Annotated in this window: 11 protein-coding genes; 8 read left to right on the top strand and 3 right to left on the bottom strand. The window is 67.6% G+C overall.

Annotated features, from left to right (window positions below; translation table 11 throughout):
- Nucleotides 1–13: 13 nt before the first annotated feature.
- A complete protein-coding gene (locus DF286_RS05420) occupies nt 14–817 on the top strand; it encodes a tryptophan 2,3-dioxygenase (protein WP_109270503.1) in 804 nt (267 codons plus the stop codon).
- Here the strand turns inward: DF286_RS05420 and DF286_RS05415 are convergent.
- From DF286_RS05415 to DF286_RS05405, 3 genes are all read right to left on the bottom strand, one after another.
- Nucleotides 761–1,795 (bottom strand): M48 family metalloprotease, encoded by a 1,035-nt coding sequence (locus DF286_RS05415; RefSeq protein ID WP_109270502.1) that lies wholly within the window; start codon nt 1,793–1,795, stop codon nt 761–763. The two genes, DF286_RS05420 and DF286_RS05415, sit on opposite strands and share 57 nt — an antisense overlap.
- A gap of 124 nt (nt 1,796–1,919) precedes the next feature.
- Nucleotides 1,920–2,147: a hypothetical protein gene (locus DF286_RS05410; protein WP_146193568.1), complete on the bottom strand. Its 228-nt coding sequence runs from the start codon at nt 2,145–2,147 to the stop codon at nt 1,920–1,922.
- Between the two features lie 475 nt (nt 2,148–2,622).
- On the bottom strand, nt 2,623–3,621 hold the full coding sequence (locus tag DF286_RS05405) for an NAD-dependent epimerase/dehydratase family protein (protein ID WP_109270500.1): 999 nt from the start codon (nt 3,619–3,621) through the stop codon (nt 2,623–2,625).
- 265 nt (nt 3,622–3,886) lie between these two features.
- On the opposite strand from DF286_RS05405, the gene DF286_RS05400 reads away from it, so the two are divergent.
- From DF286_RS05400 to DF286_RS05370, 7 genes are all read left to right on the top strand, one after another.
- Nucleotides 3,887–4,123, top strand: coding sequence for a hypothetical protein (locus tag DF286_RS05400; protein ID WP_109270499.1), 237 nt, complete (start codon nt 3,887–3,889; stop codon nt 4,121–4,123).
- Between the two features lie 483 nt (nt 4,124–4,606).
- Entirely contained in the window at nt 4,607–6,352 is a 1,746-nt protein-coding gene (locus tag DF286_RS05395; RefSeq protein WP_243444727.1) for a ShlB/FhaC/HecB family hemolysin secretion/activation protein, read from the top strand.
- Nucleotides 6,352–14,088: a hypothetical protein gene (locus tag DF286_RS15465; protein ID WP_109270498.1), complete on the top strand. Its 7,737-nt coding sequence runs from the start codon at nt 6,352–6,354 to the stop codon at nt 14,086–14,088. Before DF286_RS05395 ends, DF286_RS15465 begins: the two co-directional genes overlap by 1 nt.
- Nucleotides 14,085–17,186: a CHAT domain-containing protein gene (locus tag DF286_RS05385; RefSeq protein WP_170303938.1), complete on the top strand. Its 3,102-nt coding sequence runs from the start codon at nt 14,085–14,087 to the stop codon at nt 17,184–17,186. The genes DF286_RS15465 and DF286_RS05385 overlap by 4 nt, the downstream gene beginning before the upstream one ends.
- Nucleotides 17,187–17,252: 66 nt before the next feature.
- Entirely contained in the window at nt 17,253–19,391 is a 2,139-nt protein-coding gene (locus tag DF286_RS05380; protein WP_341533230.1) for an autotransporter assembly complex protein TamA, read from the top strand.
- A 17-nt stretch (nt 19,392–19,408) separates the two neighbouring features.
- Nucleotides 19,409–23,605, top strand: coding sequence for a translocation/assembly module TamB domain-containing protein (locus DF286_RS05375; RefSeq protein ID WP_243444726.1), 4,197 nt, complete (start codon nt 19,409–19,411; stop codon nt 23,603–23,605).
- 80 nt (nt 23,606–23,685) lie between these two features.
- Nucleotides 23,686–24,990 (top strand): metal-dependent hydrolase family protein, encoded by a 1,305-nt coding sequence (locus tag DF286_RS05370; protein WP_109270496.1) that lies wholly within the window; start codon nt 23,686–23,688, stop codon nt 24,988–24,990.
- The last annotated feature ends 80 nt before the right edge of the window (nt 24,991–25,070 follow it).

Genomic DNA, 25,070 nt, shown 5'->3' with positions numbered 1-25,070 from the left:
GTAGAGCGCAACCATGAACGACGACCCTTCCACATCGCTGACCTATGGCAGCTATCTCACCCTGGACCAGCTTCTCTCCGCGCAGCACCCGAGCTCGGATTTGCACGACGAGATGCTGTTCATCATCATCCATCAGACTAAAGAGCTGTGGCTGAAGCAAATCATCCACGAGCTGAAGCTCTCGCGCGACCTGATCCGCGCGGACAAGCTGATCGAGGTCCACAAGAGCCTGTCGCGCGTGTCGCGCATCCAGGCGGTGATGACCTTGAGCTGGGACGTATTGGCGACGCTGACTCCCGCCGATTACATGAGCTTCCGGGACGTGCTGGGCACCAGCTCGGGCTTTCAGTCGGCACAGTTCCGTCAGGTGGAGTTCCTCCTCGGCATCAAGGACAAGGCGCATTTGCGCTACCAGGAGGAGGGGTCGGAAGGTCATTCCGGGCTTTCCGCGGCGCTTCACCAGCCGAGCCTGTGGGACGAGGCGAGCGCCGCGCTGGCGAGGGCGGGCTTCGCTCTCCCGGCGGAGGTGCTGGAGCGGGACTGGAGCCGCCCCTATGAGCCGAGCCCGGCCGTGGAGGCCGCCTGGCTCGAAGTCTATCGCAATACCAGCAAATGGTGGCCGCTCTACCAGCTCGCGGAAAAGCTGGTCGACGTCGACGATGCCATGGCGACCTGGCGCCATAAGCATGTGATCACGGTCGAGCGGATCATCGGCTTCAAGCGCGGCACTGGAGGCACGGCGGGTGTGCCCTATTTGCAGTCAACGCTGTCGAAGCGCGCCTTCCCCGAGCTCTGGTCGCTGCGTACCCAAATCTGAATCGGCTCCGTCCAGCTCCGCTATCACGTCCCGGATCAGCCGCTCGCGAGCGCCAAGGCTGGGATGGGTCCGGAACAGCTGCGGCAACCGGTCATATTTACCGTAGTAACGGCGCCAATAGGGAATGGCGGCCGTGACATCATAGCCTGCCGCCCAGGTGAGCCTTATGCCCAGGCGATCCGCTTCCTCCTCCGTCTTTCTCACCCGGCTCGCATTCTTGCCGAAGCTGCGGAGGGGACCGCCCTGGGGAACGCCCAACGCCTCCAGCTCCGCCGGATGACGCAGGATGGTATGCGCGATCTCATGCCCCAAGACGACGGCGAGCTCGTCGTCGCTCTCGAGAAAGTCGAGCAGCGCCGTCGTCATGATGGCATAGCCGCGATTGGCGAAGGCGTTGACCTGGCTGGATCGTGCCAGCCTTACCCGTGCCGGGCAGCCGGCTAGAGCCTCCAGGCGCACCGACACTTCCTGCTCCCCGCGGAGGAGCGTCAGGCTGGCGGGACCGGATTCCAGTTCCGCTTCCAGCATCGCCTCGCTCGCCTCGATGGCCGGTCGTGCTTCCTCATTGTCGCGACCGCGCGCCATCTCCACCGGCGACGGAAAGGCACGGCCGTTGACGGCGAGCAGGACGTCGCCCGCGATCAGACCTGCGTGCGCGGCGGGGCTGTTCTCGACGACGGCGAGCACTCCCGGCCCGCGGTCGAGGCCGTAAAGCTCGGCCGCCTTGGCACGGTCGGCAGCGCCATATTCAGCGAGATGATGCAAAGACATCCCCGTGAGCGGATAGGGCTCCGGGCAAAATTCCCGGCCGGCGAGGCCGATGCGATAGCCTATTTTCGCGACCCTATAGTCCGCCTCGCGGAGGAAGGAGGGCGAACCCGCGGCGGTTTCGGCCTCCGATCGAGGGGATGCCGCGGCCGGTACGGACTGAGGCGTCGCGGCGCCGGCGGCGATCAGCAAGAGAAGGGGGAGCGTCATGCCCTGCTGTCTTAGCGCAGGATGTAACCCGCTCCAACGGCTGCGACCGCGATTATTGGGTACAAAGCAAATGGCCGGATGAGAGCGATCTCACCCGGCCAATATCTTTCCGAAGAGCCGTAAGTTACGGGCTGACCGGAGCGTCGTCGCCGTTGCTGGCCGCAGCCACGACACCGCCGATGACGGCGAGAATGGCGAAGGCGGCGATGATCCAGCCCGAGCTGCTCATCTGCTCGGAACCGCTGACCGTCTCAGACGCCGGAGCGATATTGGCAGTGTTGCCCGCGGCGATCGCCGGGGTTGCCGCAAGAGCAACAGCGGCCGTCGCGGCGATAAGTCCCTTGAAAACCACGTCAGCTTCTCCCTTCATTACGCATAAGCTTATTCTTGATCTGGCGGACCTAATTATCCGAGCCACCTCTGACTGTCCACCCCGAAAAGCCACGCGAAGGAACAGCGCTGAGCCGCATAAAGGAGCGGTGGTTACCATCGTCTTAAGGCAGTCGATGCGCCCTCGGCCGGAAGCGCCCGATGTGTGTTCGCGGGTTGAGCGGCGGTTCTGAAGGGTGAAGAAAAGGCAAATAAGAACAACCGGTTAGCAGCGCTCTAAGCCAGCTCGGTTTCTCCCGATGTAACGAGTTCGCCTGTATGCGGGTGGAGGATACGGCCGCCGCTGAGGCAAGCGAGGGGCGGGAGAAAAATCAATGAGCCATTATGGCTTTGCTGCAACACCCGAAGAAATCGACCAGTCGAGTAACGATCCGGACCTCGTCTTGAGCTGTTCCTGTGCCTGTCCTGGTGCGCGGAGATGACGACCTCAAATTCGGTCAGATTCGGTGGTAATCGCGATACCAAGCGACGAATTGGGGGATGCCCTTTTCGATCGAGGTGGTGGGCCGGAAGCCAAGGTCGCGCTCGATGGCGCTGATATCGGCATAGGTATCGCGGACGTCGCCGGGCTGCATGGGCAGCCGAATCTTCTCGGCAGTCATGCCGCAGGCGGCCTCGACGATCTCGATCATATGGCCAAGCGGTTCGCTGCGGTTGTTGCCGATATTGTAGATGCGGTGCGGCGCCTTGCTCCCGCCCGCCTTTGTCTCCCCGTCATCCTCGGGCGGATTGTCCAGGGTGGCGACGACGCCGCTCACAATGTCGTCAATATAGGTGAAGTCGCGCCGCATCCGGCCCTCGCCGAACACCTGGATGGGGCGTCTCTCGAGAATGGCCTGGGTGAAGAGCCACACGGCCATGTCGGGGCGGCCCCAGGGCCCGTAGACCGTGAAGAACCGAAGGCCGGTCTGCGGGATGCGATAGAGATGTGCGTAGGTTTCGCTCATCAGCTCGTCCGCCTTCTTGGTGGCGGCGTAAAGCGACAGCGGGTGGTCCACCCTGTCCTCGACCTTGAAGGGCAGCGCTTCATTGCCGCCATAGACCGATGATGACGAAGCGTAGACGAGGTGCGGACAGTCCCGCCGTCGCGCCAACTCGAGAATGTTGAGATGACCGGCGAGGTTCGAGCGGAGATAGGCGCCGGGATTCTCGATGGAGTAACGCACCCCCGGCTGCGCGCCCAAATGAAGGATGCGGTCGAACGGCGTCGCGTCTATGGCGGAAGCTAGGGCATCTTCGTCGGCGAAATCCACCTCGACGAAACGAAAGGCGTCGCCATGCTCCTGGCGGAGCCGCTCCACGCGAGCGGCCTTGAGCGCGACGCTGTAATAGGGATTGAGATTGTCGATGCCGACGACCGCTTCGCCCCGTGCCAGCAGCCGGCGCGCGGCGTGAAAGCCGATGAAACCCGCGGCGCCGGTAACCAGGATGCTCATTGTGGCCCCACTGCTGGACGACACCGGGTCTTTAGGGGAGCGCCGACGGCGGCACAATGGACCGGCCGATATGGACTACCGCCCAATATATAAAGGTACTCGATACATCGGGCTGTGCCGGTTCCGATGGGGAATCGGCCATTGTGTCGTTCAAGCAACAACTTGCCTGTTCAGAAGCAGGCCTTGCTGAAACGCTGGAAAAGTCCAGTTCCCGTCGCTATTGTGCGCGCACCCAGCGATTCAGCTTGGTAACAGGGAGATAGTAATGGCCTCCAAGTTAGTCTCTGCTCTTGCTGCCGGCGCCATGCTGGTTGCGACGAGTTCTGCGTTCGCGCAAACCGCGAACTCACCCTCCGTCAACACCGCCGCGCTGCTCCAGAGCGGTGCTGGGGAGTCGGAAGCTACCACCTGGCTCATCATTGGCGGCGTTCTCGTCGCGATCGGCCTCGTTGTGTGGGCCGGCGGCGATGACGACGATCAGGGCGCGCCCGTCAGCCCGTAAGCGCTGATGGACGAGATTATGGGGGGCGTCCCGGCCTGATCGGGGCGCCCTTTTCTTTTGCCTGCGTCTGCTCTTGATCCGAACCACAGGCTCGAAGTCGATCCAACTCTTCTCCGCCATTACTGGGCGCGGGCGGCAACCAATTTGTCGCCGGAGCGAAGAAGCGCCCGAAGCTTTGCCGCCTTGTCAAGACGTCTCAGTGGCGACGTCTTCCCGAATTAGATCAGCTCCTTAAAAGCTCTTTCACCGTTCCACCGAATCCGTCTATGATGCCGAATCTCGTCATTGGCGACAGTTCATGACGACAGGGGGCTCCTATGTGGGATGGTCATGAGGGAAGAAAAAGGGGGAGGCGCTCGCCGAGCTGATCTTCGGCGCGCGAACGAAATCAACGTCGCGACAGGCGGGGGACAAGAACATCCTGCGCATGAGGGGGGCATTCGCAAATATGCCCATGCGGCGGGACTATGCCTGGTCGCGGCCGTGCTCGCATGGGAGCCGGCCACGGCGCAGGACGTCCCGACCGGACCTATCGCGCCGACGCGCGAGGAGGTGGAGCGCGTGCCGCTCAGCCCCACCGTCGAGGCGCAGCCGCGGCTCACGGTGGAGGGTGGCATAGAGCGCGCGCCCTGCGCGCTCGCCGATCCCGCCTATCGCGACGTCACCTTCACGGTCAGCAACGTCATATTCGAGGATCTGAAGGCCGTTTCGCCTGAGATCCTTCGTCCCGCCTATGCCGACTATCTCGGGAGCGAGCAGCCGATCGCGGTGGTTTGCGAGATACGCGACCGTGCCGCCACGATCCTGCGCGACGCCGGCTATATCGCCGCCGTGCAGGTGCCCGAACAGCGCATCGCCGACGGCACGGTCCGCTTCAAGGTGCTGATGGCGAAGCTGGTGGGCGTCCGCGTGCGCGGCGACGCCGGCCGTGCCGAGCGGACGATCGCCGCCTATCTGGAGCGGCTTACCGAACAGGAGGTGTTCAACCGCTTCGATGCGGAGCGTTACCTGCTGCTCGCCGGGGATCTTCCCGGCTATGACGTCCGTCTTTCCCTGCGGTCCGCCGAGGCGGCGCCGGGCGAGGTGATCGGTGAGGTCGCGGTCCTGCGGACGCCCGGCCAGGTCGATTTCAACGTCCAGAATTTCGGCTCGCGTGATCTCGGCCGCTGGGGCGGGCTGCTGCGCGGCCAGTTCTACGGGCTGACCGGTCTCGGCGACCGCACCACCGTCGCCTTTTTCAGCACCGCCGATTTCGACGAGCAGCAGACGCTGCAGCTCGGCCATGACTTCCGCCTCGGCGGCGAGGGGCTGACCCTTTCGGGCCAGTTCACCTATGCCTGGGCCGACCCCGATCTCGGCGATCCGCGGCTGGATGTGAAGGCGCGCACGCTGCTCGCCACGGTCGAGGCCGCCTACCCCCTCATCCGCACCCAGGCGCAGACGTTGAGAGGGGCCGCGGGGCTCGACATCATCAATCAGAAGGTGCGGTTCAACGACCTGCCGCTGACGCGCGATCAGCTGAGGGTGGCATTCGCGCGACTGGACCTCGAGGCGACCGACCCCGACAGCATCAATCGGCTGGGGGGATACTCGATCGCGGAGCCGCGCTGGCGCTTCCTCGGCGGCCTGGAACTGCGGCAAGGTCTCGACCTGCTGGGCGCCAGCGATGATTGCGGCCCGAGCTTCGCGCGCTGCCGGGCGGCGGGCGCCGTGCCGATCAGCCGGCTCGAAGGCGATCCCACCGGCACCGTGTTCCGTTTCAACGCTTATGGCGAGTATCGGCCGGTGCCGAACATCGCCTTCGCCCTCGGCATGAAAGGCCAGGCGACGCGCGATCCGCTGCTGAGCTTCGAGGAGTTCTCCGTCGGCAACTACACGGTCGGGCGCGGGTACGATCCGGGCACGCTCCTGGGCGACAACGGCCTCGGCTTTCAGGCAGAAGTCCGTTTCGGGAGCATTATTCCGCAGACGAGGGACAGCTTGTCCGTCCAGCCATACCTGTTCGTCGACACGGCCTGGGTTTGGAACGAGGACCGGCTGAACGCCCGCGACGTCCGCCAGGACCTGACGTCGATCGGCGGCGGCCTGCGCGCCCTTTATGGCGATCGGTTGCAGCTCGACGTCGCGCTCGCGGTGCCGCTGGAGCGCGCCGGCGTCCTCGCGACGGAAAAGCCGGACCCGCGCCTCCTCGTCTCCCTCACCACCCGCTTATGGCCATGGAGCTTCTGATGACGGCTCAGTGCATGATGCTCGAACGGTCTTCCACATCCCGCCTGAGGGCGCGTCGCCGAGGGCTTCTTCTCGGCAGCGCCCTTGCGTCCGCGCTCGCCTTCCTCCCCGCCGAACAAGTTTCGGCGCAGGCCTTCCAAGGCACCCCCGACGGAGGCAGCTTCGAACGGTCGACCGGCGTCGGCACGGAAACTATCCTCCTGTTCAGCGACCGTACGATCATCAATTGGACCCCGAACGACAGCTCTGGCACCGGCAACATCGATTTCCTGCCCGCCAACAACGTCGCCACCTTCGAGAATGGCGACCCCAGCATTACCGGCTTCTCCGTCCTCAACCGGATCTTACCTTCCGATCCGACTCGCATCGTCGAGTTCAACGGCACCGTCATCAGCCAGTTGCGCGACGCCAGCCAGACGACGGTGCGGGGCGGCACCGTCGCCTTCTACAGCCCCGGCGGAATCCTTGTCGGCGCCAACGCCACCTTTGACGTCGGCAGCCTCCTGCTCACCACGCTCGATCCGGTCGACGATGGCACCGGCAATTGGGACGGCGGCGGCAACTTCATTCAGCTGCAGGGCGCGCCGAACAGCACGGCTTCCATTGTCACCATGCCGGGTTCGCGAATCATCGCCAGTCCGGAAGGCAGTTATGTGGCAATGGCAGCGCCACGCATTCAGCACGCAGGCTCGGTCGATGTGAATGGAACCGCTGCCTATGTCGCGGCCGAGGCGGTGGACATCTTCATCGACCAAGGCCTGTTCGACATTCTCGTTTCCGCCGGCACCGGCGATGCGAATGGCATCGTTCATACGGGCACGACAGGCGGCGATGCGAGCACCGGCGTCGGCGACAATCACCGCATCTACATGGTCGCGGTGCCGAAGAACCAGGCGCTGACCATGCTGCTCGAAGGCACGGTCGGATTTGATGCGGCGACAAATGTCGCGGTCGAAAATGGGCAGATCGTCCTTTCGGCGGGCCACGAAATCTTTGACACGGGCTTCTCTTCCGAGCCGGCTGCCACGGGCCCGGCCAGCCTCCACATCAACGGGGGCGACTGGACCTCCGACGTGCTGGGATTCGCCGCGACCGACTTATTCGCCGCGAGCGGAACGCAGTCGACCAACTTCGCCGGCGATCTAATCGTGCACGGCGGCGTGCGGGCGCATGTCGGCGCGGTGAGCGGCCGGACGGTGACGATTGGCGGCAATGTCAGCGTCGACGCGAGCCGCGACCTGTCCTTTTCGAGCAATCCTTCCTCCTTCGATGCCGTGGCGGGCGAAGCCCTTCTCTACGCAGAGGGGGGCGGCACGCTGACGGTCGGCGGCAGCGCCCATGTCAGCGCCAACGGCACCGGCGGCGTCGATTTCGAGACGAACAGCGCCGGCACCGGCACTGGCGGGACCGCGCTGATATTCGCGAATGTCAATGGCACCGTAGACATCGCGCAGGATGCGCTCATTGAGGCGAATGGGCAGGGCGGCGTTTCCGAAGGCCTCCCCTCGCAGGGCGGAGCGGGAACGGGCGGCTTCGCGCGCCTCTTCGCGCAGAATGGCGGCGCGGTCACCGTTCAGGGTAATGCCGGACTCGATGCGAGCGGCGTGTCGGCGCGCTTGCTCGGCGGCACGGGGACGGTTGTCGCGGCGGCGACTGGCGGCGAGGCGACCCTTTCCACGGGCGATTTCGATCCCGCCGTCGGCGGCGGCACGCTGACGATCAACGGCAACGTGACGGCGCAGGCCGAGGGCCGGGGCGGCAATATCGATTCGAGCGGCGGCGGCACGGGCGGGGCCGGCACCGGCGGCCTCGCCGCCGTCACCGCCTTCGCCGGCCAGATCGACATAACGGGGTCGACCCTTCTCAGTGCGGATGGGGACGGCGGCTTCGGCCAGGCCGGAGGCGCCGGACAGGGCGGCAGCGCCGGCATCACGGCTTTCGCAGGCACCGTCAATCTCACCACCGCCAATATTTCCGCAGTCGGCACGGGCGGCGATGCCTCCTTGGAATTTGGCGGCACCGGCGGCGCCGGCACCGGCGGCACCACCTATATCGAGGCGCGCCAGACGGCGAGTGCCGGCGGCACCATCACCGGCGGCGAAGCCTTGCTCGATTCGTCGGGTACCGGCGGCCTGGGCGGTGCGGGCGACGGCAGTGCCATCGCGGCCGGCGCGGGCGGCGAGGGTCGCGGCGGCCTGTTCGACGGCACGGAGGACTCGGGCGGCGCCTTTGCGTTGGCGCAGGCGGATCGCGGCAGGCTCACCCTCGGCAACGTTACGCTACTGGCCAATGGGCTTGGCGGCGCGGGGGGCATCGGCGGAACGGGGCAGGCCGGCGGCGCCGGCGGTGCCGCTTCCGGCGGCACGACCCAGGCCGGCTCCTTCCTGGGTGACGGCGACGGGCTGACTCTGGCGGGCAGCGCCAGCTTCGGAACCCTGGACCTCAGCTCGGATGCCGAAGGCGGCGACGGCGGGACGGGCGGCGCGGGCAATGGTAATGGCGGGGCCGCGACCGGCGGCGCGACCTTCCTCACGGTCAGGGGCGTTTCCGTCGAGGCGACCAGCGCGGACATGCACGCCTATGGCCTTGGCGGGGCGGGCGGCAGCGGCGGCAACGCGACCGGCGGCGCCGCCGAGATTCTCGCGACCGGGGGCGGTGCCCTCACGCTGACCTCCGCCTTCCTTGCAGTGGACGGGTTCGGCGGCGACAATATCGGAAGCTCGGGCGCGAGCGGGACCGGCACCGGCGGGTCCGGCTCAATGCTGGCGGAAGCGGGCAGCAGCCTCGCGGTATCCGGCGACGCCAATGTGCTCGCCTCCGGCTATGGTGGCGGTCTCGACACCGGAACGGCGGGTGGTAGCGCAAACGGCGGAAGCGCGTCGATCGGAGCCGACGGAGGGACCGTCTCCATCGGCGGCGATGCCCAGGTCTATACGACGAGCTTCGCCGATTCGAACTTCAACGCCAGCGCCGATGCCGATGGCGGCAGCGCGACGGGCGGCACCTCCATTTTGTTCGCGAATAATGGCGGCTCCCTCGCCGTGACGGGCGAAGCCCGGGTTCAGTCGGATGCCTTCGGCGGAAACGCGGGAGGTGCCGGCACCGGCGGCGGCGCCACGGGCGGTTCCGCGCGTCTGACGGCCGATGGTGGCTCGATCACCGTCTCGCGTGCCTCGCTCCAGGCCCTGTCGAGCGGCGGGGACGGCACTGTCGGCGGCACTGGTCTGGGCGGGACCGCGTCGGTTTCGGCCGTGAATGGCGGCAACGTTTCCGCCACGAATGATCTTTTCCTGATCGCGGAAGGCGGCGGCGGCGGTGGATCGCAGATCGGCGGCACGGGCACCGGCGGCCTCGCCGAGATTGCCGTCCGGAGCGGCTCGGCATCATCCCAAATAAATGCGGGAAGCGCGCGCGTGCTGGCCGAGGGCTTCGGCGGCTTCGGCACCAGCAGTCACACCGGCTCGCTGTCGACGGGAGGGCGCGGCGGCGATGGCACGGGTGGAACGGCGACCGTCCTGGCCGACGCCGGCAACAGCCTCGCCATCGGAGCTCTCGACGCTTTCGCAGACGGCGTGGGCCGTAACGGCGGCCCGGGCGCCGACAGCCAGACCGGGGTCGGTGGCACCGGCGGCAATGGAGGCAATGGCATCGGCGGCCTGACGCAGCTTGTCGTCGGCGGCACGGCCACCTTCTCGACGGTGTCGCTCTACGCTGGCGCGACGGGAGGCGCCGGCGGTCAGGGCGGAGCTGGGCCGGGCGGGCAGGGAGCCTTTGGCGACGGCGGCACGGGCACGGGCGGTGAGGCCCGTGTGCAGACGACCGGCGGTCAGATCACCGCCAACTATGTCTATGTGGACTCCGCCGCCCTCGGCGGCTCCGGCACGACCGGCGGCGATGGTACGGGAGGACGCGCGATCCTCGCCGCCGACAGTGGCTCGATCAACGTCCAGGGCGGAACCAATACTCAAATTTCCGTGACGATCGAGGCCGACGGCGACGGGGGCTTTGGGACCCAGATCGGCGGCGACGGGACCGGCGGACTGGCATCGGCTTCCGCCACCGCGGGGCAGCTGAATGTCAGCGGCAACCTCGTCATCGAAGCCGGCGGCTTCGGCGCCGGCTCCAGCGCGGTGGCGACCGGTGGCGCGGGACAGGGAGGAACGGCGCTCCTGTTCGCCAACGGGACGGGGGGTGTCACAGTCGGGGGCGCCACCACCGTAACCGCCAAGGGTAGCGGCGGTGCGGCCGGACCGGTGGGCGTCGGAGGCGATGGAACCGGCGGACGAGCGGAAGTCTTCACCAATCCCGGCACCGTCACTTTGGCCGGCGTTACGCTCGATACGAGCGGAACCGGCGGCAACGGTGGCTTCGGCGGCGCTGGCTTCGGCGGCGACGGCCCCGGCGACGAGACCGGCGGCGGCAGCTTCCTCGACTCCTTCGGTGGCGGGCAGATCACAGCTACTTCGGCGACGATCATCTCGAACGGCACGGGCGGGGACGGGTTGGCCGGCGGAGCAGGAGGCAACGGCTTCGGCGGCTTTGCCGCGGTCACAGCGTTCAACGCGGCCACGCCCAACCTGGTCGACATCGACACGGTGACGCTGACGGCGGTCGGCACGGGTGGTGACGGCGGTGCCGGCGTGAGCGGTGGCGCCGGCGGCGCCGGCGGCCTCGGTCAGGGCGGCAATCCGAGCGCCATCGCGCAGTCGCTCAACGGCACGCTCCGGATCGACACGCTAAGCGTCAATGCAACGGGCCAGGGCGGCGTCGGCGGAGCCGGCAACGGCAGCGGCGCGGGCGGGCGAGGCGGCGACGGGCTCGGCGGCTTCCCGGTCAACATCGGAACGGCCAGCGGCCTCGGAGACGGCACGCCGACAGGAGCGGCGGTCTTCAATGCCGTGAGCGTCGACGCCAGCGGCTTCGGCGGGGCCGGCGGCACCTCTTCCGGCACCGGCGGTGACGGGGGCGCCGGCGCCGGGGGCAGCGCGGGCATTCTGGCGCGGGGGGGCACCCTCTCTGCCTCGACGGTTCTGCTGACGGCCAACGGCACGGGCGGTGCCGGCGGCAACGGCTCGGCGCAAGGTGGGGTCGGTTCGGGCGGCGACGTCGGTGCGCTCCTCACCAACCGCTTTGAGACGACCGACCGGGCAACGGTGACGATCGGTACGCTGACCGGCAACACGGCCGGAATCGGTGGCCAGGGCGGCGTCGATGGGGAAAGCCAGTTCGGGAGAGCCTCTCTGGAAGTGGTCCAGAGCGATGCCACCTTTGCGGATGTGCACCTGACCGTGACCGGCGATACGCCGCGCCTGGATCTGGTCGGCGATACTTCGACTCCCACACCTGTCGCTCCGTCGCTGGTGAGCGTCGACGGCGGCACGCTCACCGTCACCGATAATACTACCCTCCAGTTGAGCACGGATGGCGATCTCACTCTCGAGGCGGTGAACGGCGGCAGGGTCCAGGCGGCCAGCCTCGTCACGGACTCCGGAGGGAGCACGCTCGTTCAGGTCGACAACGGCGTCATCGCCAGCAGCGGCAATGCCCTGATCCAAGCCGATGGAGATCTCGCGGTTCAGGCCGCCGGGTCCGGGAGGCTCGACGTGGCCGGCACGCTCCAGATGGCTTCCACCGGCAACTTCACCGTCTCCCACAGCAACCCGCCTGTCGGCGCCGACACGATTCGGGCGGGCTTCGTCGACTTCACCAGCGCTGGCAATTTCAACGCGGGCGCCGGAAGCCGGATCAATGGCCTGAATGGCGTCGACGTCACTTCCGTCGGCGACCTCAGCATCGGCCATGTCGGCACCGGCACGAGTACCGGCACCGTCTTCCTCGAAACCTCTGGCACGGCCGGTTTCACCGGGACGGTGAGCGGCGGAAACATCATCGTGCAATCCGCCGATATCAACATCGCTCAAGGGGCGAGGCTTGGCTCTGGTGTCGACACCTCGTCTGTTACGCTTGACGTGGCGGCCGGGGGACAGCCCGCCGTGATCGGCGGTGATGGCGCCGGATCCGGCTATGTGCTGGATGCCGCCGAAGCGCTCGCTTTCAACGCCGCCTTCGTCTCGATCAACGCGCCGAACGTGGGCACGGGCGGCGGTCCGGCCATCATCCTCCAAGACCTGGTGCTGAGAGGTTCGCAGGCGCCGTCCGGGAGCAGCTTCTTCCACATCGAGACGCCGGGCATAATCCAGGTGGCGGGAGCGGTTCGGTTCCAGGACGCGGGCGAATCCGACGTCCTCAGCCTGATCGGGGACGAGAGGATCGACGTGGCCTCAGGCGCGGGGCTCGGGGTGACCGGGCCCGACGGCGCGCTTACCGGAGCCTTGTCCCTCCTCTCTGCCGGGACCGTGAACGGCGCGCCCGGTTCTCTGCTCGCCGCCGGAGGGGTCATCGTCGAGGGTGTCAACGGCATCACCCTGGGCGACGTGGAAGGCGGTAACACCGCCGTCCTGATCACCGACGGCAACGCCACTTTCCTCGGCGAGATCTTCGCGCCCACCATCTCCGTCCTGTCGGCCGACATCGATATCCGGGATGGCGCGGCGCTCGGGGCTCCGGGCACGTCCTCGGTCTTCTTCACGGCGCTCGGCAACGGTAACCCGATCGTGATCGGCGGCGCCAGTGAAGGGCCGGGCTACACGCTGACCGACGCAGAAGCGTCGCGGATCGAGGGCGAGTCCGTCGGAATCTTCGGGCTGACCGGGACGAGCGAAAGCCTCGCCCAGATCATTGTCCGCGACCTCATGATCGATGGAGCGGGTGACGGGGGACTCGCGTCTGCAAGCCTCTTCAGCGATGGGAGCATTCGGATCGAAGGCAATGTTCGCTACGCCAATGCCGGGGCCGAGGATTCCCTCCTGATATTCGCTAACGAGCGGCTCGAAGTCATCACCCCGACGGGCAGCATCACGATGCGCGATTCGGCGGGCGGTCTTGCGGGCGAGCTTAGCCTGTTCGCGAACAATGTCGTCGTGGCGAGCACGTCGCTCGCGGGGCAACTCGCCGCCGATCCCGATTTCACGGGCCGCAATGCGGCGTTGCTGAACAACGACGGCCCGGTCAATCCCGCCGGTTACATCCAGGCAGGAGGCGTGGTGCTCCTCACGGGCGGAACGCTGTTCGTACAGAATACGGGAACCGCGAACGATTTCGCCGGCATCACGGTGGGGTCGGGCGGTCTGTTCGTGGGCAGCACCACGGCCGAAGCGCCAGCGACCGTGATCGCCTTCGGCCGCCGCGAGAATGCCGATGGCAGCTTTGTCACCGGGAATGCCTTCTTCAACGAGGTCGAGTTCTTCGGCGGCGCCACCGGCTTCAGCGAACAATCGGAGTTCAACACGGTGAACATCCTGGAGGGCGCGCCACCCCCCCCGCCGCCGCCGCCGCCGCCACCGCCGCCACCACCACCACCACCCCCGCCGCCGCCACCACCACCACCCCCGCCGCCGGGCGAGGAGGTGCCGCCGCCGGTATCGGGATCGGAGGTCGTGCTGGGGCCGATCGAAGGACCGGGCGGATCGTCGGGCGGCGGTTCGGAGGCGAGCGGCGGTGGTGACGGCGATGACGGGCCGGGAGGCTTCGGCGCCGGGTTCGTCGGCTTGGTCAATACCAGTTCCCTCTCAAGCGACGCGCTGATCGAGGAGCCGGTAGCCAGCGGCGGCGACAGCACGATGTGGACCGAGGACGACGAGGAAGACGAAGAAGACGAAGGCGGGGACGAACAATGAGCCAGTGGACGAGACCCATTGTCGCGGCGGCGCTTGCCGCCATGACCTTCGCCTCCGCGTCGGCGGCGGGGGCGCAGTCGATCAGCCTCAGGGATTCGTTCCGCATCGGCTCCGGCGGCGGCGTGCTTTGCTCGGCCCAGACGAGCAGCTCGGACAAGGCGCTCAAGGACATGTTCGACCGCGCCTATTCGGTCGTCTGCCGCGACGCTGCGGCGCCGGTCGGCCGTCTCTACGCCTTAAAGACCAGAGGCGAGGATCCCGCGGCGCGTTTGGCGGCGCTTAGGGCCGATACCGCCGAATGCGGACCGACGGGTGGAGAAGCGATCGACGGCCTCGGCTCGGTCCAGGCAGCAACCTGCCGGATGAAGGAGCTCGACGTCGGCTACCGCGTCTATCAATGGCGCGAAGGCGACACCCTCTATGTCGCCGAAGGCCTTGCCGGCTATGATTCGGCGCTCCGTCTCGGCCTCCGCACCGTCGTCGCCGATGAGCCCGTCGATGGGGAGGTATCGATCGCCACGACCGAAGCCGGCGATCCCGCCGCCTTCGCGCGCGTCCAGGCCGGCACGCTGGATCCGGAGCGGGCGCTGGCAGAAGCCTATCGCCGCAACAACAGCGGCAGCTACGCCGAGGCGGCCGAATTCTTCGGCGCCCTCCTTGCCAATGGGGACGGTGCCAATCGTGGCGAAGCGCTGGTGAACCAGGCGCTGCAGCAGTCGAACCTAGGCAATTTCGCCGAGGCCGACCGGCTGTTCGCCGAGGCCGTCGCCGCAGTCGCCGGCGACCCGGTCGTCACTCGCATGCTCCGCAATTACCGCGCCATGCATCTGCTCAACCGGCAGCGCCCAAAGGCGGCGCTGGCTGAGCTCGAGCGCCCGCTGCCGGACAGGACCGCCACGGCCGGCGCCGACGTCGAGAAGCTCGTCATCGACGCCGACACGGCCGCGATCCTCAACGCCGAGACGGCGATGGGGCGCCAACTGAGCGCCGCCGGCTCCGGACTTCTGCCGGAGGAGAAGGTCCAGATATTGGAAAGCCAGGGCCAGCAGCTGCGCGGAGCCATATTGCGCATGCAGGGCCAGCCCGATGCGGCCGCCGCGGCCTATAATGCGGCTCTCGGCCGCTTGGCTTCGATCCGCGGCGGGCGCGTTGCCTCAGCCGTCTGGATGCGGGGACAGCTGCTCGGCGGCCTCGCCGACATCGCCGAGGAGCAAGGCGATCGCGCCGGGGCGGAGCAGCGGCACAAGGAGGCGGTGGCGCTGGTGGGCGCTTATTATCCCGGCTCGGCGGCGCTGCTCAACACGCAGGCGCGGCTGGCCGCCTTCTATTCGCGCACCGGCCAGACCGAGCCCGCGCTGGCACTTTATCGCCAAATCGTCGATGCCAACGCCGAAAGCGGCAACAGCTCGGCGACCCTGCGCCGGACGCTCGCACCCTATTTCGCGCTGCTCGCCGACCAGTCGGCGCGTCCGGAAGCCGTCGCCGACATGTTCAAGGCGAGCCAGGTCCTGGTCCGCCCGGGCGTGGCCCAGACCCAGGCGGTGCTGGCCCGTGAGCTCAGCGGCGGCAGCGACGAGGCTTCGCGGCTGTTCCGCCAATCGGTGACGCTGACCCGCGACATCGAGCGCGCGCGGGTGGATATTTCCCGCCTGTCGGCGCTCCCCGAACCGACCGCGTCCGAAGCGGCGCGGCTGGCGGAACTGCGCACTCAGCTCGCGCAGATGGAGAAGGACCAGATCGCAACCCAGGCCAAACTCGCCGAATTTCCGCGTTACCGCGTGGTGTCGGCGGGAGCGATGACCCTCCCCGACCTGCAGCAGGTGCTTCGCGATGGCGAAGCCTATTTCAAGATGATCATGGTCGAGGATGACGGCTACGCCCTCTTCATCACTCCGACCGTGGCGCGGGCCTTCCGCCTCGGCGTCGCGCCGGATGAGCTGGAACGGCAGGTCGATGCCCTTCGCGAGACCATTTCCACCGTGGAGAATGGACAGCTGGTCACCTACCCGTTCGACGTGGAGCTCGCTCACAAGCTCTATGGCGAGCTGTTCCAGCCGGTGAGCGCGGAGCTGGCGAGCGTCAGGCACCTGATCTTCGAGCCCGACGGGGCGATGCTGCGCCTGCCGGCCAACCTGCTGGTGACGGAGCGCGCTGGGGTCGATGCCTATCTCGCCAAGGCGGCGCGGCCGGACAATGACGGCTTCGACTTCACCGACGTCCAATGGCTGGGCCGCGACCGCGACGTCAGCACCGCCGTCTCCGCCCGCTCCTTCCGCGACGTGCGCCAGGCGGCGCGTTCGGATGCCAAGCACGACTATATCGGCTTCGGCGAGAACGCCCCTCCCGCTGGCGTGATGCGCACCGAGAGCCTGTTCCGCGGCCTGATGAGCGAAGGCGCCGACTGCTCCTGGTCGATCGCCGAATGGGGCCGCCCGATCTCGTCCGAGGAGCTCGTCACCGCCAGCCGAATACTGGGCGGCGAGGACACGGCGATCGTGACTGGCGAGGCCTTCACCGACAGCTCGATCAAGAAACGGGACGATCTGTCGCAATATCGGATCATGCATTTCGCGACGCATGGTCTGGTGACGGCGCCGCGTCCCGAATGCCCGGCGAGGCCCGCGCTGATGACCAGCTTCGGCCAAGACGGCTCGGACGGTCTCCTCACCTTCCGCGAGATCTTCGACCTCCGCATCGACGCCGACCTCGTCATCCTCTCGGCCTGCGACACCGCCGGCAAGGCGACCGTGGCGACGACTCGGGAAGCGGGCGTCACCACCGGCGGCGACTATGCGCTGGACGGCCTGGTGCGCGCCTTCGTCGGAGCCGGCGGCCGCTCGGTCGTCGCCAGCCACTGGCCGGTGCCGGACGACTATGACGCGACCAAGCGGCTGATCTCCGGCCTGTTCACCGCGGCGCCCGGCACTTCGACCGCGACCGCGCTGAGATCCGCGCAGACGGAGCTGATGAGCAATCCGCTGACCTCCCATCCCTATTATTGGTCGGGCTTCGCGATCATCGGTGACGGCGCCGCGCCGGTCATTCCGTCGGCCGAAGGCACGACGGCGATGGCAGGCCAGGAGGTTGCATCGCGGTAAGCGCTTAACCGCGCGGCACTTTCTTCGGGGAGAAGCGTTTCACCTTCAAATCGGGGGCGGAACGTCTTGGACAAAGCAGGGCTGATCATCGCAATGGCAGCGAGCGGAGCGCTGATCGCTCCGTCCGTGGCTTCGGCTCAGGCGCAGGAACAACCGGAAGCCGAGACGACGGGACCGATCGTCTCCGACGAAGAGTTCGAGGCGCAGCTACCGTCGCTCGATCCCGCCCTGGCCCAACCCCTGGAACCGCTCGAGGAGTTCGAGGGACCACCCCCGCCACCGTCGCCACCCGACGCCGATGGGGTTACGCCCGTGCCGGATGCTGGCCTTCCCGATCCCGCGCTGACGGAGCCGCTGCCGCCCCTCTCCACCTTCGACGTCAGAGTTCCCGAGACGACGGTCACGGAAGCCGATGAACAGCCGGCGCCGGTGCGCTACAGCCTCGTCGTCGAAGGGTTGAGCGACGTCGGCCTCGAAGGCGAATTCCGTGACTTGTCGGCCCTTGAGGAGGCGGACGGCGAAGCGGCGAACGGGGCGATGATCGCGGCCCGGGCGCGGGAGGACGAGGCGCTCGCCATCCGCCTGCTGCGCTCCGAAGGCTATTATGACGGCACTGCGATCGCGACGATCGAGCAGGTGCCGGAGCAGCCCGGACAGGTGAGGGTGGTGCTCACCGCCGCGCCGGGCCAGCGCTACGATTTCGGCTCGATCATCGTCACCGGTCCCGCCACCGTGCCGCCGGGCCTGCCGCGATCGGAGCTTCCGCTGAAGGTCGGCGATCCGATCGTCGCCGCCGTCGTGGAAGGCGCGGAAGCGACCTTGCTGCTGCGGCTGCCTGAGCAAGGCTATCCCTTCGTCGACATCGGGCCGCGCGACATCCTTCTCGACCCGGCGACGGGGCTTGGCGACTATACCCTGCCGGTCGATCCGGGTCCGCGCGCCCGCTTCGGCGGCTATCGCACCGAAGGCGATCTCGCCTTCGATGCCGAGCATGTCGGCGTCATTGCCCGCTTCGAGCGCGGCGAACTCTACGACAGCCGCATGGTCGACGATCTGCGCGAAGCCATGGTTGCCACCAACCTGTTCAGCAGCGTCTCCGCTGAGCCGGTGCGCACCGGCGAGACCGCGCCCGACGGCACCGAATATGTCGACATATTGGTCCGGCAGGATGCGGGGCCGCCGCGCGCGCTGACCGCCACGGCCGGCTTCAGCACCGGCCAGGGCTTTCGGCTCGAGGGGGCGTGGGAACATCGCAATCTCTTCCCGCCCGAAGGCGCGCTCCGGGTCGCCGGCGTGGCCGGCACCCAGGAACAGTCGCTCGGCGTTACCTTGCGCCGCTCCAACGCGGGGAAGCGCGACCGCACGGTGCTGCTTAGCGCCGAGGTCGGCCGCCGCGACTATCCGGCTTTCGAAGGATACACCGCCCTCATCTCCGGCCGCATCGCGCGGGAGTCGACGCCGATCTGGCAGAAGCGCTGGACCTGGGCCTATGGCGCCGAGCTGATCGCGACCAACGAGACCCGCTTTCGTCGCCCCCGCGTCGATCAGCCGAGCGATACCTATTTCATCGGCGGCCTGGTGGGGCAGCTCGGCTACGACGCCAGCAATGATCTCCTGAACCCCACCAGCGGCTTCCGCATACTCGGGCGAATAAATCCCGAAGTCTCGCTCCAGAACGGCACCAATCCCTATATCCGCAACCTCATCGAGGGCAGTGCCTATTATCCGGTGAGCGACGATCTGGTGATCGCCGGCCGCGCCCGGTTCGGTTCCATTTTCGGTATCGACCGCGCGAATCTGGCGCCCTCGCGCCGCTTCTATGCGGGCGGCGGCGGCTCGGTGCGCGGGTTCGGCTTCCAGGAGCTCGGCCCCCGCTCCGTCGTGCCGAACCCCGATTTCGACCCGGAAAATCCCGACAAGGCGCCACCCACGCTTTTCTTTCCGATCGGCGGCCGCAGCCTCACCGAGTTCGCGCTCGAGGGCCGCTACCGCTTCGGCAATTACGGCGCGGTCGCATTCGTGGACGCGGGCCAGGTCTATGAAAGCCAATATCCGAAATTGTCGGACCTCCGCTTCGGCGTCGGAATAGGCGCGCGCGTCTATACCAATTTCGGTCCGCTCCGCGTTGACGTCGCGACGCCGATCGACCGCCGGCGCGGTGAATCGCGCATCTCCGTCTACATCTCGATCGGGCAGGCCTTCTGATGGCGGAAGAGGCGGACATGGCCGCCGAAGAGGCCTCGCCCCGCCGTCTTCCTTGGCGCACGGCCGCCAAATGGGTCGGGATCGTCCTCGCCGGCCTGCTGCTGCTGATCGCGCTGGCCCTGGTCGGCATCAACACCGATCCGGGCCGCCGCATGCTCGTCGACCAGATCAACAAGCTCGAGACCGCCTCCGGTCTCGATATAGACATCGGCCGGATCGAAGGCTCCATCTATGGCGAGCTCACCATCCACGATCTCACCTTGCGGGATCCCCGCGGGACCTTCTTTATCGCGCCGATCGTGGAGCTGGACTGGAGCCCCTTCGCGTATCTCCGCAATCATATCGACATACAGTCGCTGACGGTCCCTGAGGCCCGACTCATGCGCCTGCCGGAGCTTCGGCCCGGCGATCCCAACGCGCCGCTCCTTCCCGACATCGACATAGACATTGATCGTCTCAAGGTCGGAAGGCTGCTGATCGATCCCGCCGTCACGGGACAGCGCCACCTCGTCACCCTCGCCGGCAATGCGCACATCGCGGATGGACGCGCCCAGATCACGGCCAATGCCGAGACGCTGCGCGCGCCGGGAATGGCCGGCGGCGACCGGTTGGTCCTCCGCCTTGATGCCGTTCCCGAAGCCAACCGCTTCGACATCGAAGCGCGGCTTCAGGCGCGGGCCGGCGGCTTCGTTGCGGGACTCACCGGCTTCGACCGGCCGCTCGCCGTCATGATCGACGGACGCGGCGATTGGGAGAATTGGAGCGGACGCGCGCGCGCCACGCTCGGCGGCGAGGCTCTGGCCAACCTCGCCATTATCGGCCGGAACGGCACTTTCCAGATCGACGGGCCGACCCGGCCGGGCCTGGTTCTGGCCGAAGGCCCGCTCCATCGTCTCGTCTCGCCGCTGGTCCAGGTGAACCTTGTAACCAGCTTGTCGGAGCGACGAGCCGACACGCGCCTCCGCCTCCGCTCCTCGGCGCTCGCCGTGGCCGCGGAAGGGCTGGTGGATCTCGGCGAAAGTCGGCTCCAGGGGCTGCGCGTCGCTGCCCGGCTGCTCCGGCCCGGCGCGATCGCTCCCAATCTGAGCGGCCGCGATGTCCAGCTGGCGATGGTGCTGAACGGGCCCTTTGCCACGCCCGTCGTGGCCTATGATCTTCGCGCCGCCGCGCTGGGTTTCGACGAGACGGTGGTGCAGGGACTCCGCGCCAGGGGCCGGGCGCGCGTCGACACCGACCGCATCACGATACCCGTCTCTGCCACCGTCCAGCGGATCACGGGCCTCAATGAGGCGGTGGGCGGCTTGCTCACCAATGTGCGGCTGGAGGGCACGCTCAACATCGCCGGCACCCGCATCCTTTCCGATGATCTTCGCATCGGCTCCGACCGGATCAACGCCACCGCCATCATCGTCGCCGATCTGGCGAAGGGCGAATATCGCGCCGGCCTCCAGGGGCGGGTGAACAATTATCTGATCGAGGGCATCGGGCTTCTCGACATCGACAGCGACCTCGACGTGGTGAGCCGGGGCGAAGGCTTCGGCATCACCGGCCGCGTCGCCATCCGCACCCGCCGCATCGACAATGCCTCGGCCCGCGATTTCCTCGGCGGCCAGGCGATCGTCACCGCCGCCATCGACATGGACGAGCAAGGCACGGTGCGCATCAACGACATCCGCCTGAATTCGCCCAACCTTCGAATAACGTCCGGCCGCGGCGTCTACCGGCCCAGCGGCGCCATCGACTTCAGCCTGGCCGGGGTCTCGACGGCCTATGGGCCGCTCGCCGTCGAGATCAGCGGCACGATCGACCAGCCCAATATCCGACTCCGCGCCAGGAGCCCGGGCTTCGGCATCGGCCTTGCCAATGTCGAGGCGGATGTGCGCTCGACGCCGCAGGGCTATCGCATCACCGCCCGCGGCGATTCCGATTACGGGCCGTTCACCGCCGACATCACCATCCTCTCCCGCGCGGGTCCGCTCACCGTCGAGGTTCATCGCCTCACCATCGCCGGGATCACGCTGACGGGCCGGGTCGTGCAGACCAGCGCCGGGCCTTTCGCCGGAACGCTTGCCCTGAGCGGCTCGGGCCTTGACGGCACCGTCCGCCTCGCCGCCGCCGGCCAATATCAGCGCGCCGACATTTCCGCTCGTGCCAACGGCGCCCAAATCCCCGGCGAGACGCCGATCCTCGTCCAGCGCGGAATCATCGAGGCGACGGCGATCCTCTACCCGAACGCGCCCTCGATCGTCGGCGATGTTCAGCTGGCCGGCGTCCGCCGAGGCGAAATGGCGATCGAGACGGCGCGGGCCAGGATCAACTATCGCGACGGACGCGGCCAGGCGCAGCTCGTTGCAAATGGCAGCACGGGCGTGCCGTGGCGGGTCGGCGCCAATGTCGCGCTGGCGCCCGACCATGTCCGCGCCGCCGCCAAAGGTACGATCAACCGGGTCGACTTCCGCTTCGCCCAGCCGGCCGATGTGAGGAAGGTCGGCAACGACTGGGTGCTGGCGCCGACCACCATCGTCTTCCCGCAGGGCGGCATCCGCCTCGCCGGCCGCTTCGGCGACGGGCTGGTCATCCAGTCGCGGATGAACGATCTCGACCTGTCGCTGGTCAACGCCTTCGTGCCCGATCTCGGCCTCGGCGGCCGGATGACCGGCAGCCTCGACTTCTCGCAGCCCTCCGGCGCCTCCTTCCCGAGGGCCGATGCTCGCCTTCGGATCGACGACTTTACCCGCACCGGCGTCGCGACCCTGTCCGAGGCGGTGGACATCGCTTTCGCCGGCCAGCTCCGGCCGGAGGGGGGCTCGGCCGGTGCGGTGTTCCGCCGGAACGGCGGCATTATCGGCCGCGCCCAGGCACGGCTCCAGCCGCTCGCGCCCGGAGCCGGAAGCTGGATGACGCGGCTGCTCGCCTCGCCGCTGTCAGGCGGCGTTCGCTACAACGGCCCCGCCGACGTGCTCTGGTCCCTGACCGGCATCGCCGACCAGCAGCTTTCCGGCCCGATCGGAATCGCCGCCGATTTCAGCGGCCGGGTCCAGGACCCGCAGTTCAACGGCGTCGTCCACGCGAACAACCTGACCCTGGTCGACGAAACATACGGCACGCGCATCACCAATATGGCGCTGCACGGCCGCTTCACCGGCTCCCGCTTCGAGATCAGCGAGCTCAGCGGCCGCGCCGGCAGCGGTACCGTCACCGGCCGGGGCAGCGTCGATCTTTCGTCCGCCGCCGGCTTCCCGATCGACGTGCGCCTGGTCTTCAATCGCGCGCAGCTCGCGCGGAGCGATGCCATCGGCGCCACCGTCACGGGCGACGTCGCGATCACCAACGGCCCGGGCCGGCCCGCCCTCATCAGCGGCGACCTGCAGCTGCCCGAAGTGCGCTACCAGATCATCCGCCAGGGTGCCGCCCAGATCGCGGAGCTGGAGGGCGTGCATAAGCGGGGCGAGCCGCTGCCCCGGCCCGACGAGGTCAACCAGCGGCCCACCGTGCCCAGCATCTGGAATCTCGATCTTCGAGTTCGTGCCAATAACGAGGTGTTCGTTTCCGGCATGGGCCTGGAGTCGGAATGGTCGACCGACCTCCGCATCGGCGGCACCTCGTCGCATCCGATCGTCACCGGCACGGCTGAGGTGATACGCGGCACCTACAGCTTCGCCGGCACGCGGTTCGAGCTCACCAACGGCGATATCACCTTCACCGGCAGCGACCCGATCGATCCACGGGTCGCCATCACGGCCAGCGGCGACGTCGAGGACATCACCGTCACCATCAACGTCAGCGGCCGCTCCAGCGACCCGCAGATCGTGTTCAGCTCCTCGCCCGCTCTGCCGCAGGATGAGATCATGGCGCGGCTGCTGTTCGGCGGCTCGGTGACGGAACTGTCGGCGCTCGAGGCCGTCCAGCTCGCCGCCTCCCTCAATTCGCTGCGCGGCGGCGGGGGCGGGCTCAACCCGCTCGGCCAGCTCCGCTCCGCGACCGGTCTCAGCCGCCTCCGCATTCTCGGCGCCGACGAGGCGACCGGTCGGGGCACCGCCCTCTCGGCGGGCTTCTATCTCGGCGACGACATTTACCTGGAGGTCATCACGGACGCCCGCGGCTTCACCGCCACCCAGCTCGAAATCGCCCTGTCGAGAAGCCTCAGCCTCCTTTCGCAGGCGGGCTCCTTCGCCGGCACCAGCGCCAGCATCCGCTACCGGAAGGAATATTGACGCTGTCTAAGTAGAAACCGCAATCTAGCATCCGTCCCTCGATTGCGCTTTAGTGCGCCGCTCATTTCCGGGGGACTCCTATGCGCCTTGTCTTCGCCGCCCTTCTCTCCGCCGCCCTCGCCACTACGGCGCTCGCCCAAACGCCCCCAACGGGAGGCGACGTCTTCATCCACGCCGGCACCCTGCTCGACCGGCCGGGACAGGAGCCGCGGCAAAACGCCACGATCCTCGTTCGCGATGGCCGCATCGTCTCCGTACAGGACGGTTTCATCCAACCCTCGGCCGGCGCCAGGCTGATCGACTTGTCCGACAGCTTCGTTCTGCCGGGGCTGATCGACAGCCACGTTCACCTCTCCTCCGACCGCGCCGGTCAGGAGGGGCTGGTCGCGAGCTTCACCGAGAGCGAGCAGATGGCGGCCTACGAGACGCTGTGGAACGCGCAGAAGACGCTCCAGGCGGGCTTCACCACCGTCCGCAATCTCGGCGACGAGGGCGCGACCCTGGCGCTTCGCGACGCCATCGCCCGCGGCTGGGCGACCGGGCCGCGCATCGTCGATGCGGCCTCCTCCATCTCGACGACGTCGGGCCACATGGATTCCCGCCTCGGCATCCGCGAGGAGCTTCACGATGCCATCCCCCACGAGAATCTCTGCGACGGCGCCGACGATTGCCGCAAGGCGGTGCGCCGGCAGATCGGGCGCGGCGCGGACGTCATCAAGATCGCCACCACCGGCGGCGTCAACAGCCGCATCGGCGCCGGGCTCGGCGCGCAGATGTTCGACGACGAGGTGAAGGCGATCGTCGACACCGCCCATCTCTACGGCAAGAAGGTCGCCGTCCACGCGCATGGCGCCGACGGCATCGTCCTGGCGCTGGAGGCTGGCGTCGATTCGATCGAGCATGGCACGCTCCTCGACGACGAAGGGATCGCGCTTTTCAAGAAGACGGGCGCCTATTACGTCCCGACCCTGTCGACGGTGAACGGCTATCTGGAGCGCATCGCCGCCAACCCCGACGCCTATCCGCCCGAAGTCAGGAAGAAGATCGACTGGCGCATCGGCATCACCGGCAAGTCGCTCCAAAAGGCCGTGCCGGCGGGCGTGAAGATCGCCTTCGGCACGGACGCCGGCGTCTCCAAGCATGGCCGCAACGCGGACGAGTTCGAGCTGATGGTGAAGCACGGCATGACCCCCACCGCCGCCATCAAGGCCGCGACGGTCAACGCCGCCGACCTCCTCGGCCTCGCCAATGAAATCGGCACGTTGGAGGCCGGCAAGGCGGCGGACATCATCGCCGTCTCCGGCAATCCGCTCCAGGACGTGACGGAGCTGAAGGACGTCGATTTCGTGATGAAGGGCGGCAAGGTCCACAAGGACGAGAATTGATCCTTGCACCGTTAATGCGAGCGGAGCGAAGCACTCCGGTGCTATGGATGGATGCAGGATTGCTTCGCCGCCCCGCTCCT

Source organism: Sphingosinicella humi (assembly GCF_003129465.1).
In the GTDB taxonomy this organism is placed as follows: Bacteria; Pseudomonadota; Alphaproteobacteria; order Sphingomonadales; family Sphingomonadaceae; genus Allosphingosinicella; species Allosphingosinicella humi.
This window is presented reverse-complemented; position numbering and strand designations above follow the sequence as displayed.